This window comes from Streptomyces hygroscopicus subsp. hygroscopicus (assembly GCF_030269125.1).
GTDB lineage: Bacteria > Actinomycetota > Actinomycetes > Streptomycetales > Streptomycetaceae > Streptomyces > Streptomyces hygroscopicus_C.
The window spans coordinates 221,898-238,134 of the sequence record NZ_BSSM01000003.1; the positions used below are offsets into that span (position 1 = coordinate 221,898).

Annotated in this window: 14 protein-coding genes and 2 pseudogenes; 4 read left to right on the top strand and 12 right to left on the bottom strand. The window is 69.6% G+C overall.

The window, feature by feature from the left end:
• Positions 1-38 precede the first annotated feature (38 nt).
• From QSK45_RS09155 to QSK45_RS09190, 8 genes and pseudogenes are all read right to left on the bottom strand, one after another.
• The gene (locus QSK45_RS09155; RefSeq protein ID WP_285555000.1) at positions 39-2,963 is read right to left on the bottom strand and encodes an FG-GAP repeat domain-containing protein; all 2,925 of its coding nucleotides are present in this window, start codon (positions 2,961-2,963) and stop codon (positions 39-41) included.
• Positions 2,964-3,377: 414 nt separating this feature from the next.
• Positions 3,378-4,037: a response regulator gene (locus tag QSK45_RS09160; protein WP_285555002.1), complete on the bottom strand. Its 660-nt coding sequence runs from the start codon at positions 4,035-4,037 to the stop codon at positions 3,378-3,380.
• Positions 4,034-5,206 carry a sensor histidine kinase gene (locus QSK45_RS09165; RefSeq protein ID WP_285555525.1) on the bottom strand — a complete coding sequence of 391 codons (1,173 nt, stop codon included), beginning with the start codon at positions 5,204-5,206 and terminating at the stop codon, positions 4,034-4,036. Before QSK45_RS09165 ends, QSK45_RS09160 begins: the two co-directional genes overlap by 4 nt.
• The gene (locus QSK45_RS09170) at positions 5,206-6,039 is read right to left on the bottom strand and encodes a CPBP family intramembrane glutamic endopeptidase (protein ID WP_285555004.1); all 834 of its coding nucleotides are present in this window, start codon (positions 6,037-6,039) and stop codon (positions 5,206-5,208) included. Before QSK45_RS09170 ends, QSK45_RS09165 begins: the two co-directional genes overlap by 1 nt.
• 375 nt (positions 6,040-6,414) lie before the next feature.
• Positions 6,415-7,188, bottom strand: coding sequence for a transposase family protein (locus QSK45_RS09175; RefSeq protein ID WP_285555006.1), 774 nt, complete (start codon positions 7,186-7,188; stop codon positions 6,415-6,417).
• A gap of 347 nt (positions 7,189-7,535) precedes the next feature.
• Positions 7,536-7,756: pseudogene (locus QSK45_RS09180) on the bottom strand (hypothetical protein); the annotation flags it as partial.
• Positions 7,757-7,843: 87 nt separating this feature from the next.
• Entirely contained in the window at positions 7,844-8,941 is a 1,098-nt protein-coding gene (locus tag QSK45_RS09185) for a MerR family transcriptional regulator (protein ID WP_285555527.1), read from the bottom strand.
• 335 nt (positions 8,942-9,276) lie between these two features.
• Positions 9,277-9,870, bottom strand: a complete 594-nt coding sequence (locus QSK45_RS09190; protein WP_285555008.1) for a Hint domain-containing protein — start codon at positions 9,868-9,870, stop codon at positions 9,277-9,279.
• Between the two features lie 79 nt (positions 9,871-9,949).
• On the opposite strand from QSK45_RS09190, the pseudogene QSK45_RS09195 reads away from it, so the two are divergent.
• Positions 9,950-10,222 (top strand): annotated as a pseudogene (locus tag QSK45_RS09195) (ATP-binding protein); the annotation flags it as partial.
• A 214-nt stretch (positions 10,223-10,436) separates the two neighbouring features.
• On the opposite strand, the gene QSK45_RS09200 reads toward QSK45_RS09195, so the two are convergent.
• Positions 10,437-11,045, bottom strand: a complete 609-nt coding sequence (locus QSK45_RS09200; RefSeq protein ID WP_285555009.1) for a hypothetical protein — start codon at positions 11,043-11,045, stop codon at positions 10,437-10,439.
• A gap of 1,315 nt (positions 11,046-12,360) precedes the next feature.
• Positions 12,361-12,780, bottom strand: coding sequence for a hypothetical protein (locus QSK45_RS09205; protein ID WP_285555011.1), 420 nt, complete (start codon positions 12,778-12,780; stop codon positions 12,361-12,363).
• A 280-nt stretch (positions 12,781-13,060) separates the two neighbouring features.
• On the opposite strand from QSK45_RS09205, the gene QSK45_RS09210 reads away from it, so the two are divergent.
• Positions 13,061-13,546, top strand: coding sequence for a GNAT family N-acetyltransferase (locus QSK45_RS09210; protein ID WP_285555013.1), 486 nt, complete (start codon positions 13,061-13,063; stop codon positions 13,544-13,546).
• 198 nt (positions 13,547-13,744) lie between these two features.
• Here the strand turns inward: QSK45_RS09210 and QSK45_RS09215 are convergent, their stop codons facing one another.
• Positions 13,745-13,951: a hypothetical protein gene (locus QSK45_RS09215; RefSeq protein WP_285555015.1), complete on the bottom strand. Its 207-nt coding sequence runs from the start codon at positions 13,949-13,951 to the stop codon at positions 13,745-13,747.
• Positions 13,952-14,121: 170 nt separating this feature from the next.
• Here QSK45_RS09215 and QSK45_RS09220 point away from each other — a divergent pair, with 170 nt between their 5' ends.
• Positions 14,122-14,862 carry a hypothetical protein gene (locus QSK45_RS09220; protein ID WP_285555017.1) on the top strand — a complete coding sequence of 247 codons (741 nt, stop codon included), beginning with the start codon at positions 14,122-14,124 and terminating at the stop codon, positions 14,860-14,862.
• Between the two features lie 287 nt (positions 14,863-15,149).
• Here the strand turns inward: QSK45_RS09220 and QSK45_RS09225 are convergent, their stop codons facing one another.
• Positions 15,150-15,605: a VOC family protein gene (locus QSK45_RS09225; RefSeq protein WP_285555018.1), complete on the bottom strand. Its 456-nt coding sequence runs from the start codon at positions 15,603-15,605 to the stop codon at positions 15,150-15,152.
• A gap of 201 nt (positions 15,606-15,806) precedes the next feature.
• Between QSK45_RS09225 and QSK45_RS09230 the strand changes: the two genes are divergently transcribed.
• On the top strand, positions 15,807-16,091 hold the full coding sequence (locus QSK45_RS09230; protein ID WP_285555020.1) for a transposase: 285 nt from the start codon (positions 15,807-15,809) through the stop codon (positions 16,089-16,091).
• Positions 16,092-16,237 lie beyond the last annotated feature (146 nt).

The following is a 16,237-nucleotide window of genomic DNA, read 5'->3' on the forward strand; positions in this document are numbered from 1 at the left end:
AGAGCAGAACCAACCCTCAGGACTCCTGGCGCATCACACTAGAAGATGCCCTTGTAGCCCTGCCAGCCGGTGGCGATCTTCACGCGCGCCCCGAACGATCCCTTGCCGTCGCCGCTGTTGCGGTACAGATTGCCCGTCGTGTCCCGCTCGACGAGGTCGCTCTTCCCGTCGCCGTTGATGTCTCCGACGCCGACGATGGCGTTGTACGACCCGCCCCAGTTCGAGAAGACCTTCACGCGGTCCTTCAACAGGCCCGTCCCCGTGCCGTTGTAGCGGTAGAGGGTGCCGGCCTTGTCCCGCGCCAGCACATCGCCGTAGCCGTCGCCGTCGAGGTCTCCCGCGCCCACGATGTTCGTGTAGCCGGTCCAGGCCGTACGGATCTTCTTGCCCGCCGCGAGCGATCCGTCGTTCCGCGCGGCGAACAGGTAGATGTCACCGGTGGACTTCTTGCGGGCGAGCAGGTCGGGGCGGCTGTCGCCGGTCAGGTCGCCCGGGGCGGTGAGGCTGTCATAGGCGTTCCAGCCGGTGCCGAGCGAGGTGTACGGCGTGCTCGGTTTGAGGGCGCCGCACCCCGGGCGGTAGCCGCGCAGTTCCCCGCTGCTGAGCCGGACCAGCACGTTGTTGCATTGGCCGTCGCCGGTCCCGAACGGCACCGCGACGGCGGAGGTCGGCCAACCACTGGCGGAGGTCTTGCCGGAGAAGGTGCCCGTGCCCGTGCTCTGCTGGAACGTGAAGGCGCCGGCGGAGTTGAGGGTGAGCAGATCGCCGCCGCGGTCGCGGGCCACGAAGTCGTGGTACGCCGCCTGGGCGCCGGTGATCTTCACCGAACCGGACTTCGTCACCTCCGGTCCCTGCCCGTCCGTGGGCCAGGCGGTGAGGGTCCAGGCATAGGTGGCGTCCGGGGCGCCGACGCCCGCCACGCCGGTCCAGCCGTCCCAGCTCGGCGTGATCTGGCCGCGCGTCTCGCCATCCGTGAGCGTACGAACCGTCTTCCCGGTCGTCCGGTTCGTGATCGTGAGCTGCCAGTGACTGACGGGCTTGGAGATCCACCAGCGGGGCTTCCACGCGGGTCCGTCCAACGCGACGTCCGCGCTCGCCGGCACCGACGAGTCCGTCACGCCGAGCGCCCCGGCGGCGATGCCCGTGGGGACGACGTGCACGTTCTCGTCCGCGTCGACGTACGCGACCTGACCGCCGTACGCGTCGACCGTCCAGTCCGTGCCGGCAGTCGCACCGCGCGCGGTGCCCAGTACGCGGGTCGTCGGCGTCGTGGAAGTGACGTCCGTGAGGGTGACCTGCCGGTCGGCGCCGACGCGTACGACGAAGCCATCACCGAGCAGCCCGGGTGCCGAGCCGGTGGGCAGAACGCGCACCTTCCCGTCGGCGAGGCTCGCCAGGACGGCAGTGTCCCCGCCGGCGCCGCACTCCACGTACACGTACCGGCCGGTGGCCTGCACGGACGACGGGGTGCACGAGGTGCCCACGAACAGCGTCCGGCTCACCGTGCCGGTACGCACGTCGGTGGCCGTGATCTTGCCCGCCCCCGCCGCCTGCCACAGGGTGGCGCCCCACAGCGTCCCGGGCGCGGCCGAGACGGTGCGCACCACGGCGCCCGAGTCGAGGTCGCGCACCGTGGTCGCGGTGGCGGTGCGATAGGCGACGTACCGTCCGGAGACACTCTCGACGGTCAGGTCGGTCAGGCCCGTGGCGATCGTCGTGCCCGGTGCCGGGTGCGCCTCGCTGACGAGACGCAGGACGGCCTTCCCCTCGTACACGGTCGGGTAGAGGACGCGACCGTCGCCGGTCGGATACAGAGGACAGCCGCTCACCCCGCACAAGTCGGCGACGCCGAGGTCCTCCCTCCTCACGACCATGGGCGTGCCGGACACGGCCAACTTCCGCTCGTGATAGGCCGTCAGGTTGTCGTTGTAGGTGTCCGCGGTGTCGAGGCGTCCCTGGAAGAGGGCGAGCGAGCCGGTCCGCGAGGGCACCCAGGGGATGTCCAGCGCGACGCTGCGCCGCAGGTCGCCGTCGGGGGATTCGGAAAAGCGGTGCACCCCGTACTCGCCGTTCAGTTCACCGCTCACGAGGAGATCGCCGTCCGGGCCGGGAACGAAGTTGGCGAAGACCGCCCCACCGTGGTCCAGGGGCTTGGTCACGACCCCGTCGGACGACACGACGGAGACGGTCAGGTCCGAATCCATGGTCATCCGCAGAATCCGGGAGCCGACAAGGCGAAACACGCTGCTGTTCGGTGCGGACGGGTTCGGCACGCTCCACGGCGTGGCCTGCGGGTCGTCGCGCGACACGATCTGCTCGGCGCCGACCGAGGAGTCGTACCAGGCGACGGCCTGAGGGGTGATCTGCAGGCTCCTCATGTAGCTCTGAGGCACGGGCAGCACGCTCATCCGGGCTGTCGACAGGTCCACCAGGCCGACGCCGTCACCGGCGGCCGACCGGTAGCGCACGACGACACCGTTTCCGTCACCGGCGTCCGGGAGATAAGTCGCTCCGCATGTCGCGCCACTGGGCACGTCCGTCACCGGGCGGTCGTCCAGCGAGCCGTCAGATGTGAGACGGAAGAGATGGCACTCGCCGTTCGCGACGCCGAGGGCGGTGTCACCCTGCACGGAACGGAGGGTGAAGCCCTCCGGCAGCTGGAGGGTGCGCCTGGTGCCGTCGGCCGGGTCGATCAGCACGACACCGTTCGTGCCGGTCTGATAGGCGATCGTGTCGGCGTGGGTGTCGAAGATCCGTCCTACGCTGCCGTCCGCCGGGATATCCGGTGCCGTCGACTCGCCGGTCGCGTAGTCGGTCCACCGCCAACCCCGACCGTACGCGCGGTGCAGGAACCCGGTCCGTCCCGCGGAATAGAGGTACTCGGGCAGGACCGACTTGCCGTACGGCGCCATCACCACCTCGTCGGCCGCCGGCACCGGCTCGGCCGACGCCGCAGGGCTCATCACCCCCGCGACAGCCGCGGTCGCCACGACGGCGAAGCCCACACGGCGCGATGCAAGACGGGAACATGACAAATCTCGACCGACCAAAACGGTCCCTCCCCGAGAGCGTGGAAGGGAGGCGCACCCGCCCGACTCCCCAGCCCCGGTGCCGCGATCCCCTGAGTCGGCTGATCTTACAGTCTCATCTCATGGCGCGCAGCAAAGCTGCCGAGGCCCACGAGGCTGCTGCCGGCCGAGGGGAAGGCCGGCGATCCCCTCCGGCCGGCGTTCGCCCGCCGTCCCGCCTCCTCCTTGTCCGCGTCCGACGGCGGCAGCCGGCCCCGCTCCCCCGTACCCGCGCGGCTTGTGCACCGGCTCGGGCTCGTCCGCGGTCGGGCCGGGCTCACCGAACCGGGCCGCCGCCGTACGGCGGTGTCAGGTCGCCAGGCCGTGGCGGTAGGCGTAGATGACGGCCTGGACGCGATCGCGGAGCTGGAGTTTGCTGAGGATGCGGGAGACGAAGGTCTTGACAGTCTCTTGGCTGATGACGAGGGCCGCGGCGATTTCGCTGTTGGAGAGGCCATCCGCGATGAGGCGGAGGACTTCCAGTTCGCGGGGGGTGAGCCCGATGTCGCGTGGGGTGTTCTCGGCGGGGCGGATGCGGGCGGCGTAGCGGCCGACGAGCCGGCGTGTCACGTCGGGGTCCAGGAGGGCCGCGCCGGTGGCAACGGTCCGGATGCCGTGGAGCAGCCGGTCCGGGGGTGCGTCCTTGAGGAGGAAGCCGCTGGCGCCGGCGCGCAGTGCCTCGTAGACGTATTCGTCCAGGTTGAACGTGGTCACCACGAGGACTGTGACGGGGTGGGGCACTCCGGCGCCGGCCAGCAGACGGGTGGCTTCCAGGCCGTCGAGGACCGGCATGCGGATGTCCATCAGGACGACGTCGGGCCGCACCTTGCGGGCGAGTTCGACTGCGGTTCGCCCGTCTCCGCATTCGCCCGCCACCTCCATGTCGGGCTGGGCGTCGATGATGGTGACCAGGCCGGTGCGGATCAGCATCTGGTCGTCGCAGACCAGGACCCGGATCGGTGCGCTCACGAGGTGCCGCCGGCGGGGATGCGTGCCCGTACGGTGAAGCCGCCGTCCGTGCTGCTGCCGGCGCTGAAGTCGCCGCCCAGGACGTCGACGCGTTCGCGCAGGCCGACCAGGCCCCGCCCGCTGCCGACGGCCGCCGCGCTGGATGAACCGGCTCCGTCCGTGCTGACCTCGACGGTGATCTCCCTGTCACTGTGCCGCACCTGGACGGAAGTCCGGCTGCCATGAGCGTACTTGAGTGCGTTGGTCAGTGCTTCCTGCACCACCCGGTAGGCGACGAGGTCGGCGCTGCCGGTCGATGCCGGGGGTGTGCCCTGCTCGGTGAAGTCCACCGGCTGTCCGGCCCGGCGGGTCTGCTCGACGAGGGTGAGGACCCTGCCGACGGCCGGTGTCCTGGGCTCCTTGCGCTCCGCCGTACCGATGCCGTGATCGGGGTTGAGCAGGTCGAGCAGGTGGCGCAGGTCGGTGATGGCGCGACGGCCGGTGTCGCTGACAGCGGTCAGGGACTGTTCGAGCCGCTCGGGTGCGGCAGTCAGGTAGCGGGCGGCCTCGGCCTGGACGACCATTGCGGTCACGTGGTGGGTCACCACGTCGTGCAGTTCGCGGGCGATCCGGGTGCGTTCGGCGGTACGGGTCTCCGCCGCTACGCGCTCACGGCGTTCGGCCTCCGCGAGCCGAGTGGACCGCAGCCATGCCCCGGCACCCCAGGCCAGGGCCAGCACCAGGTAGAACGTCACGAACTCCTCCGGCGTCTCCCCGCCCGAACCGAGCCGGGAAAGCGCTGTCGCCAGCGGCACGTACGCCACGGAGAGAAGGAGGACGGTGGTGCGCCGACGGCGTTCCAGATGGGATCCCGCGCTGATCAGCACGATGGGCAGGGTGGTGCCGGCGGTCGAGTGATAGCCGCGTAGCTGATCGAGAGCGAAGCCGCACGTCACCAGGGCGAGACAGACGGCCGGCCACCGCCGGCGCACCGCCAGAGGAAGGCATTCGAGCCCCAGGGCGACGACGGCGAGCACGTCGAACGGGCGGGTCGGCAGGTCCCCGACCTCCGTCCCGTGGCCGCGCAGTCCCGGCAGGAACGAAGCGACCAGGAACAGTAAGCCGAGCGGAAGGTCGCGGACGGTGACGTCGAGCCGGCGCCACGTCCGACCAGCCCCCTGAAACCTCATCACCGGGCGAGTGTAGCGAGGGCGTTGACACGCTCGGCGCGCTGCCGGGGAACGATGTGGCCGCGCCGGTGGGCCAGCCACAGGAAGGCGACCGTCAGCAACGCACCGAACAGCACCGAGTAGACACTGGCCTCCGGGCCGAACTCGCCGCCCGTGATCAGCTTTGTGCCGGACGTCGAGGCGTCCAGGAGCCCGTGCGTGTCACCGTTGCCCGAGACCTCGGTGCCGAAGATGCCGGACTCCGCGAAGTTCCAGCCGAAGTGCAGGCCGATCGGGAGCCACAGGGAGCGGGTGGCGGCATACGCGGCGGCGAGCATGCCGCCGGCCTCGATCGCGATGGCGACGCCACCCAGCAGGCTGGCGTCCTTGTTGAGCAGATGGACCGCGCCGAACACCGCACCGGACAGAACCAGCGCGATGTACGTGCCCAGACCTCGCTCCACGAGCCGGAAGAGCAGGCCGCGGAACATCAGTTCCTCCGTGACGGCGGCGCCGGCCATGAAGCCGAACAGCGCGACCGCTCCGGTCAGCGAGCCGAAGCCGTGGACCTTGTAGTCCCCGAGGAGGTAGATGTTCGCGATGACGCACCCGAACATCGCGACACCGATGGCCAGGCCCCGCAAGAGCGCCCCCTGCGCTCCCTCCCGGGCAAGCTCCGTGACCGGTCGCCGCTCGGTACGCCCCACGACCCACCGGTAGACGAGCACGGAGAGCACGACCGTCAGGCCGGCCAGGAGGAACGAGAGCCACGGGTTGCCCTGCACCGCAGTGACGCTCTGACCGCCGACCGCACCGACCGCGACCACGGCCAGGATCTGCCACACCAGTTTCACGACGACTCCTTCTTCGGTTCCGTTCCCGGTTCCCTGTCCGGTCCGCGGCCGGAGCGCCGCGGCTGAACTGAACGCTAGGGAAACGGTGGTCGGGAATCGTCACCTCACGGTGGACACCTGCGCGTAGCTCTCACGGGGGACAGGCCCCCGCGCCCAGCCCCGGAACCAGAGCGCACGAAGTGCGCGCGGTGCGCCCAGGAGCACCCGTTCCACCTCGGGCAGGGCCTCGTAGACGGCAGCCGGGACCGGCTCAGCGGTCCGGACAACTCGCTCCGGCTCGCGGCGCTGAGGCGTTCGACGAACGCGGTGTCTCTTACGACCTTGGGGGAAATTGAGATCTGGGTGTGTTGGCCTGGCGGTTTGGCTGGTGGGTGATCAGCAAGCGGTGCCACGGACGAGGACGAGTTCGGTTCTCGTCTGCCGACGGGTAGCGCGCTGGGCGGATCGGTCGGAGACGAGACCGGCGATCGCAAAGTGGGTTTCGGCATAAGCGTCGCGTCGTCCGCCGAACCTCCGCAGGGGCGCCCATTGCCGGAGCTCGGCGTTGGTGTGCTCGACGCAAATCCGGGCCGAGGACTGGCGGCGCCTGGCTTCCTGCCAGGCGTACCTGTCGCCGTTGCACACCTTGTCCGTGGGCTTCTTCGGGGGTGCGCTGACCTGGTCGGGGAACTCCTTGGCCAGCCCCTGGTACCCGGAGTCGACCCGGGCCTTGACCGTGGGACGGGTCCGGAACTGCTCGGCGACGCCTTCCGTGCGTAGGGCGGTCTGGTCGTGCATGCGGCCCGGCCGGACCACGCCGGACAGCAGCATGCGGCCTTGGCCGTCGCTGAACGTGGTGGTCTTGACGGTGTTCTGTCTGCGCTTGCCGGAGACGAACGCCCGGCGGCCCAGGGCGCCCTGCCTTCGGCGGCGGACCTGGGTCTCGGCTCCGTCAGTCCGCAACTCGATGCCCTCGGCGTCCGCATAGGCGAAGACGTCCTCCAGGGTCTTCAGCCGCAGTCCCGCCCGGTCGGGTACGGCGAACCCGCGGGCCGCGAGAAGCGGACGGATCTGACGGACAGCCTCGGAGACAGTGGAACGGTCCACGGCGAAGAGTCCGGCGAGGACCGCGTGCGGCAACTGGTGGCGCAGGTGGACCAGAGCGACCAACAGCCGATCGACGAAGACCGGCTTGGGCTTGCGCCCCCTCCGGCCGCTCGCTGACGTGGCCCGCCACGCCTTTCACGGAGTGCGGACTCACGAGCGGCCTCCCACGATGAGCGATTTCCGCGAGCAACTCGCCGAAGCGCGCGCGGGAAACGCCGGAAAGAGCAGGATGGGCACAGCCCGCACGGGCCCAGGTCGGCTTCACAACTCACCAAACCCGTACAGTCCTCCACGTCGGGCAGACGGACTCCGGGAGGGCGTCGAGCAGGTCGGCCTGGGCGGCACGGACGCTGTGCGGGGTCTGAGCCAAGGAGAAGCTCTGCCTTTGACCTCCTCGCGCTCACCCGGCTTCATCGCAGTGAGTGCGGACGCTGCCGGGCACGACCTCGGTCGGACAGCGTGACCGGGGACCACATGCCGAACCACTGCTCGGCGCCCCAGTCCTCATACCGTTGCACCTCGGCGAACCCCAGCTTCGCCGCGAGGCGCATCGAGCGTTCGTTGGCGGTCTGGTGGTGAGCACCACCGGCTCGCCGGGCAGCGCTCCGGCGCACCAGTCGAGGGCCGCCGCACCCCAAGCCTTGCTGTCCGGGTCGGCATCCCCGGCCGGATAACCGCGCCACGGCTCAAGCTATGAGCAGGCGGAGGCCGCCACGGTTCAAGCTATGAGCAGGCGGAGGCCGAGATCTGCCGCGTCGAGGTCGGCGATGTCGCTGTTGCGCTCGGCCCACCGGCCAGAGTCGAGGTCGTCGCTGAGGCTTCGTACCGCCCGCTGCTCGGCCTCCGGCCCGACCCGCGTCCACACCGACATCGCACGGCGCACGTGATCCTCCAGATAAGCCCCCGGGCGGCGCCAGTACGCCTCGAACAGGCCGTCGGCGCAGTCCCACGGGATGGGCACCGGCTCAGCACGGGCGCCGATCGCGTCGGCCATCCCAGCAAGCGAGGGAAATCCTGCGAGGACGTCGGCGAATTCGGGCAGGTAGTCGCGGGTAAGCCAGAACCGGTCCTGCCATCCGGGCTCGTCAGTGTCGAACGTGAGCACCACCACTCGGCGGGCCACACGCCGCATCTCGCGCAACCCGGCTATCGGGTCCCCCCAGTGGTGAACGGTGGAGACGGCCATGGCGACGTCGAAGGAGTGATCCTCGAACGGCAGACTCTCCGCGGCGGCGGCCACGCACGGCGCCGAACCGGCAGGCCGCTGCCCCCGCATGACCGCCGACGGTTCCACCGCGGTCACGTCGCGATCAGCAGGCTCATAGGAGCCAGTGCCTGCCCCGACGTTCAGCACCGTCCGCGCGTCCCCGAGCGCGTCCCAGATCTGTGCGGCGATCCGCGGCTCCGTACGCCGTGTCGCGGTGTAAGCGCCGCCGATCGCGTCGTACAGCCGCGCGCCGAGCATCTCCAGTTGCTCCTCCGGAGTCACCTTCAGTCCCTTCGCCCGTGCATCAAGTTCCCTGTCGATGGCCGTCACCATGGCGTCAGCGCGATCACGCCGTTCCAGCAGCAGTCCGCGAAGTCGGCGCAGGTGCGCGACCGCGTCGGTGGACGGGTCGCCGACCAGTTCGGCAACCTCGCGCAGCCCGAAGCCCAGTCGCCGATAGGCCAGCACCTCCCGCAGCCGCTCCACGTCGCCCGCCGAATATGCCCGGTACCCGGCCACGGTCCGCGTCGACGGCCGAACGAGCCCGATCTCGTCATAGTGATGCAGCGTGCGGACGGTCACACCGGCCAGCTCGGCCACGCGTCCCACGGTCCAGTGATCTTCCACGGCACCGACTATGGAGCCTGACGCCAGGTGAGGGTCAAGAGCCAGGCGTTGACTGCGGCCCGATGTCCGTCGGGGCCATCTGCCAGCCCTCATCAGGGCCAGCAACAAGTCTTCGCCAGCCTCTGGCCGCCTGCTACCGGACGCCCCGGGGCCACCTGTCGGTCTTTGTCACATCGCGCAGACGGGCGGCCCGGCCGATCAGGGACAGCGGGCGGCAGCAGCCGTCCGCGCTCAGGTGGATCTGGCTGGTGACACCGCCCCGAGAGCGGCCCAGGCCCCCACCGCCTGCACCACCTCCACCAGGCGGGCGACGAGGCTCACGCCATGGCGTCTCGTCCTGGTGTTCTCCCGGCCCGTCCCCCTTTGAGGAAAAGGCTGGTGACGGATCGGTGCGAGCGCCGGCCGCTGCGCTTGCCCGTCTTGGGATCGGCCGATTCGGCCTTGTCACCGGTCTTGATCTTGCCGATGGCCTTGGTCTCGCCGCCGGCCGTCAGGACGGGAGTGCTGGGCGAGACGCTGCAGCGCGAGCGGTCGCCGCCGGAGTTGCCGGTGGTGCCCGAGTTGCCGGTGCTGGGCTCGTCAGGTGCGGCCGCGGCCTTGCTCGATGCGGCCGCCTTGTCCTGGGCGTCGGCCTTCTTCGGTGCCGCCGCGTTGCTGCCGACGGAGTCGGTGCTGGATTCCTTGCCCGCGCCGGAGGCGGCCGCCGCGTCGCCCGAGCCGCTGCCGGCCTCGTGCGGTGCGGCGTCGGCCGGGGCCTTCGGAGCTTCGCCGGAGCCGCCCGAACCGCCCGTGGAGGGTGGGGAGTCGGCGTCGTCCTCGGCTGTCGGTTCACCTTCGCCGCAGCCCATCGCCATGCAGTCGGCGCCGCCGGCCAGACCGCCGACCGCTCCGATCGCCTCTCCGGCGGCCATGACACGTGCGGGGGCCGCGACCACCGTCTCGGTGCAGGCGGCGACCGCGACTCGTTGGCGGCCGCGATGACGCGGGCCTGCTCCAGGCGCGTCTTCGTCGCCCAGGCCGACGGCTCCGTACCTCGACGGGGACAAGTGCCGTATCGAGGCGGCCGACTCCGGCCCCGGCTTCCAGCACACCGCGAACTGCGCCCCGGCCGCCCGGACGACCGAGCACGGCCGCGGCCTCTGCCTGATCCGCGAACTCGCCGACCACGTCCACCTCGGCCCCAGGCCCGGCCGGCACGGCGCGGTGGTCGGCTTCGACGAGATCCTCAAGTGGCGCGACGACGCACCGCTGCCGGCGGTGTAGGCCGGTCCCGTCCGGCGACCAGAGCAGCCTGAGCACGAAATGGACGTCACTCGCCCACGCCGAAGCCCTGAGGGCTGTCGCAGAATGACTTCAGGATTTGATCTTGGTCTTTCCGAGTCTTCCCGACGGCTCCCTGGGCCGATCAGGGGTCGGCCGGGTCCGGCGCATGCGTTCTCGGCGTTCCCTCAGGCCGGGACCGAGAAGTAACGCGGCCTCAGATGGTCGGGGTGTCGTCAACAATCGGCCTGTGAATCTCAACGACCGGCTTCCACCCCGGGGAGAACTCGATGAAGTCCGCACGGGTGGGGTAGGTGTCGATCGCGCGACGGTCGCGCTTGGGGCTGTCGCTCCCCTTGCGCCCCCGGGGAATCTGCTCCTCGAAGATGTCGACCTTCACGTCGGGAACCTCCTTGAGGCCCTGGCGCCAGATCTGCACGACGTCGGCGCCGAACGCCTGCCGGGCCGCAGCGTAAAGGGCCGAGAGGGCCCCCTTGTCCCCACCCGGGACGAAAAGCGCCAGGTCCAGCACGACGCCGGCGGACTGGATGACCTCGATGGTCACCGAGCCGTTCTCGTCGGCCATGTAGATTCCGGCTTCATTCTCGTCGTCGGGAAGGCAGGACACCTCCTCCTGGAATACGGTTCTCGCCGTGATCGAGCCACCCTCGAAATCCTCACCGGACTTGGTCAGAAAAGCAGGGACATAGCAGTCGGGAAGCTTGAGTTCTGCGGTGTCGGCGGAAACGAAGAGCCTGTCGTTCACGCCGAGCTTCGTCACCTCTTCCAGCGAGAGGCGGCGAGCGGCGATCTTCTCCGTGTTCACGATTTCCCTTTCAGGTTGCACTGTCCCTCCGAACAAGACGCTACCACGAAACCCCGAGGTCAACTGCCCAGCAATCTTTGGGTAAATGGGCTCCGACGACCTGCACGGAAGGATACCGAAGCGAGTGCCAACGCATCCGCCAGGTAGTGGCCATCGTCATGGCGTTGGGGATCAACTGGCGGTTGCATTGCGGTGCATTGGGTAGCACGGTGGAGTTTACGGTGAATATCACCCATATCGCCTTCGGGGAGGTGGCGGCGAGGTAAGGCGATCCATTCGTCGTGCGTCTCGAAGAGCGCAGCGGAAACAGACCGGATGGTCCGGCAACGCAACAACGGAGACCCCACCGGCAACATCTGGATGGAGCGCGAACCGGAAGTCGCGTACTCCCGCGCCCTCTTCGGTCAGGACTAACGTCGTAGTCGGCTGACGCATGTTGCCGAGTCGCTCGTCCGGCACACCGGTTCGAGCAGTCGGCCCCAGCGCGTACTCCCGCAGCTGGGCAAGGGCGCCCGGCCAGGGCGCGGTGCGCTCGGCCTCGGTCAGCGGCAGGGCGGTGCCGTGCTCGTGCAGCGGCGGGTAGGGCGGCGGTGCCTGCTCGGGCCGCCCCAGGGCGCGTGCCTGGTCGAGGTAGGCCCGGGGGCTCAGCTCGTGGCGGGGATCGACCGGACCGCCGTCCCACGCCGCGGCAACTCCCGCCGGGGCAGCGGCCCCCGGCGGCTCCGGTGGGCGGTCAGCTCCACGTGAGGGCCGTGCAACCAGCCAGGCCGCAGTCGGATCATGACGGCGCCGTGGCGCTCCCGCAGCTCGTCCACCAGGGGCAGTACTCTGCGGCGAGCCGCCTGGGGCTGATCGGCATACGACTGTGCAGCCGGACCCCGACACATGCGCTGCACGCCGGACTCGCCCTCTCCGCCTTCCTCGTCTCCAAGGGGCCGCACGGCCCCTGCGGCGCGAACCGTCGTGAGCCCGCACAGGGCGGAAACGAGGTGGCTGGCGGGCGAAGACGAGCCGAGGACGCCCCAGCACCCCGTTGAGCGGTCCGCAGCCGAAGCCGATCAGCACGGCCTGCACGACGATCAGCGGCACGAAGCCCGGCCGGGGAGGCGGGGCTCTCGGCCCGCCGCCCGGCGCCCCGCTACCAGGACGGTTACCAGCACGGCCGCGGCGGCCGGCACTGCCGCGACGCGGTACCGCACCGGCGTGCCGGCCGTGCACCCCGGCCACCCCGATCGCGCACCACACGACGCCTAAGACCGACCCTGCCAAGGGCCCCGCGGCACGGCCCGACCGTGCGAAAGAGCTGGGATCCGGCCTATCGACACGGTGTTCGGTCGAGGTCGCGCCGAGTGCCCGAGGCCATCTGCGTAGGGGCAGCGGCGACCAGCAGTGCGGCGAAGATGATGGGGGCGGCCGTCTGGTAGCCCATCCAGACTTCGCCCCCGGCGCTGTAGCCCTGCCGCGCCATCAGAAAGCCGGTCAGGGCAGTCAGCATCCAGCCGCTGTCGTAGGCAATCATGAGCTGCGTGTAGGTGCGCATCGACCGGTAGCGCGTGTACCTGATCTCGATGCCGCCGCCGACCAGCAGGGCTAAGCCTGAGGCGACCATCCGCCGCACCAGGTCGTCGTGGACCGGCGGCTCGGCCTTGGCGTTCTTCCCGTGGCCCCTGCGTTTGCCGAAGGCACTCCACCAGCCATCGTCCCGGCGGATCCGCCGGGCGATACGCTCGGCCATCGCCTCACCGGCGGCCTGGGCCTCGTCGGGAAGGAAGCGGTGCCCGAGCTCGGGATCGTCGCGGTGCGCGTCGGACGAACGTTGGCCCGGTACGCCGCAACACGCGGTCGGCCGCCACCCCGGCAGGTCAGGATCCGCCGAGGTAACCGACGTTCCCGCAGGGGAGCCGGCGCCGTCGAGCCCGTCCTCGGGGTACTGCTCCCCGGCGCGCCGGCCGCGCCCGCCCCCGTTCCGGCATCCGGCCTGGGACCCGGCGGGCACCACGTGTGAGACTCAGGGCATGATCCGTACCGCGACCCCCGCCGACATCCCCGTCATCCACAGCCTGATTCGCGAGCTCGCCGAGTACGAAAAGGCACTCGACGAGGCCAGGGCGACGAAGGAACAGCTCACCGAGGCCCTGTTCGGCGAGCGCCCGGCCGCCTACGCACACGTGGCCGAGGACGCCGACGGCGAGGTCGTGGGCTTCGCGCTGTGGTTCCTCAACTTCTCCACCTGGCGGGGCGTGCACGGCATCTACCTGGAGGACCTCTACGTCCGACCCGAGGCCCGCGGCGGCGGCCACGGCAAGGCCCTGCTGACGGAACTCGCCCGCGTCTGTGTCGCACGCGGCTACGAGCGCCTGGAATGGTCGGTTCTGAACTGGAACCGCCCCGCGATCGACTTCTACGAGGCACTGGGCGCCCGCCCCCAGGACGAGTGGTCGGTGTACCGGCTCACGGACGAAGCGCTGAACGCCCTGGGAGACCAGGGCGGCCGGCCGTAGCCGAGTCCCTTCGGCCGGAACTCGTGAGCGGGTGCCCACCCCCGTGCCGGTGACACGTCCACGAGCGGAGCCGGTCCGTCGAGCCCCCGGCCTGGAGGAGCGGATCAGCAGGAGTCGCTCGGCTTCGGTCGAGGAGGGACTCGGCGACGACAGGGAACCGCGGATACCAGTCGCTGGGTTCCCTGTTACTCCTGATGATCAGGGACCGGCCCTGCCGCTCGGAGACGAGTTCGTAGAGGTCGTCGGTCTGGGGGCGGGCAGTCGGCGCATCGCGAAGTCGCCGAGGACGAGCAGGTGGCGGGGCGGGTGGGCGCGCATGCGTCTGTCCCAGGTGCGGTCTGTGCGCCCGCCGGCGAGTTCGGCGAGGATGCGGTCGGCCTTGGCGAGCAGCCGCAGTCCCTCCACGGCCCGCGCCGTCCACGGAGCCCGAAACGGTCACCCGACCGCGAGATCGCGAACCGGGGCTGGAGTGTCGGTCGTAAGAGACATCGTCCAAAGATCTCGTAGACGATCTGACGCAGGTACCCCATAGTTCAGAGGTATCACTTCGCCTTGGTCGGGGCACGGGGGTCAGGTTGGCGGATGAGCACACACCACATGAAGATTCACCGCTCGCGTCGCGGAAGGAAGTACACAACAAGATCGAGGATGGAGATTTCCATGGCCCGGTGATCCAAGCAGGCATCGTCCACGGTGGGGTGCACACCTACAGCCGTCCCCCGAGATGGCGTCCATCGAAAGAACAGTTGTGGCGTGCGGCCCGGATCACCGCCACCGTCCTGGCCTTGGCAGCTGTCGCGACATACTTCACCAAGCGCGAGTTGGATGATCGTAAGTTCTTGTCACCGCCATACGTCTGTGGCACGATCTGGCAAAACCCAAATTTCAGGAGATGGGTACCCGACGCAAAAGAAGGTGGCCCGCCAGAAATCGGACCCGAAATCACCTCCTGCTCCTGGACGAGCAGATCACAAAAAGCCGAGGTTTCCATTATCGTCAGTCGGCAGGGGGATCGTGGAGAGGCTACTGAGCTTCTGGATAAGTTGAAGAAGGGGCCTGACGTCCAGAGCGGTCAGACCCTCATCCATAGCTACGAACCAGGAATTGGGGATGACGCGACGATCGGTGAATCGATCGCCAGCACCCAGGACATTCTGTCGGACAAGGAAATCTGGCAGGTTTGCCAGCTGAACTTCCGACGGTACAACGTGGTGGTCGAACTCCGTCGGGTGAAAAATCCAGGCGAGTCGACCGGGGAATCGGACAGTATTCTGCGGGAGATGGCTTTCGTGATCGACAAACAACTCAAGAGCTGATCGACATTTCTACGTGGTCGCTGCGCCCCCGCGGGGCCCACTGCACCATCCGGGACAAGGCCGACCAGGCACGCAACCGCCAGAAGCTCGGCTCCCGTGGCGGCCGACCGCCACGCTTCGACCCGACCGGCTCCCGCGAACGCCACGCGATCGAGTGTGCCATCAACCGCCTCAAGAGAAACCGCGCTGCCCCCACGCGCTACGACAAGCTCGCTGTCCGCTACGAGGCGACCGTGCCGGTCGTGCCCGTCAGCGAGCGGATGTGACCAGCACCGTCGCAACGGCCCTCAGACGACGTCGAACTCGTTTCCCTCGGGGTCCTGCATGGCCGCGGCGTAGAGCCCCGTGTCCGGCTCGTCCTTGATCCTCAGCAGGGTGGCACCGGCCTCGACCAGCTGATCCACCGCGGCCCTGACCCGCCGCGCGCGGACGTCCAGCGGGACGTCACGGCCGCCACCGACCTTGAGGTCGAAGTGCCACCGGTTCTTGGCGGTCTTCGGCTCCGGAACCTGCTGGAACCACACGCGCGGTCCGCGACCCACCGGATCGACGATCGACTCCGGAATGTCGCCGGCCCCCGTCGGCAACTCCTCCGCGGGCACCCCCATGGCCTCCCAGTAGGCACGCCACGTGGCGTGCCCGTCCGGCGCGGGCTCGGGCACGTAGCCCAGGGCCTGGGCCCAGAACGCCACCATTCTCTGCGGATCGGAGCAATCGATCGTCAGCTGCACTCTCATCTCCATGCCCGAAGCTTCCCAGACAGGTCTGACAGACGGTCCGCTTTCGCTACATGGCCTATCTTGATCATTAACGCCCCGCGTCCCGGAGTGGAAAGACGGACGACGGCTCCTACGCAACCGCGAGGATCTCACCGACGGCCCGTTCACGCGCATGTGGAACACGCCGCTCGGCGAGGGGAAGACCGGGCAGACACTGCTGACCGCGTGGATCGCCGAGGAGAACCTGCGCAACCTCCTCGCCCTGGCCCGCACCGTCGCCGACCGGCACCAAGTCGGCCACGCCCGCTGGAAGTTCCCACCTGGTGCGCGGACGCCGACATCCCCGACGTGCGGCAGCTCGCCGTCACCGCGGACCGCTGGTGGACCGAGATCGCCGCGTTCATCGACACCGGGCACCACAACGCCGACAGCAAAGGCATCAACCGCGTGATCAAGCTCGTCGCACGAGTGCGTTCGGCTTCCGCAACGCCGAGAACCAGCGGCTGCTGAGACGCTGCGCCACCACCCGCCGAGCCCGCGGATGCCTCCGCACCGCCCCACTTCGAAGACCCAGATTGCCCCGGTCGCGGTCCGCCAGGCCGTCGCACAACTCGCCGACCAGCGTGACGAGCATCGCCGCTGCCGAGGCCGATCGG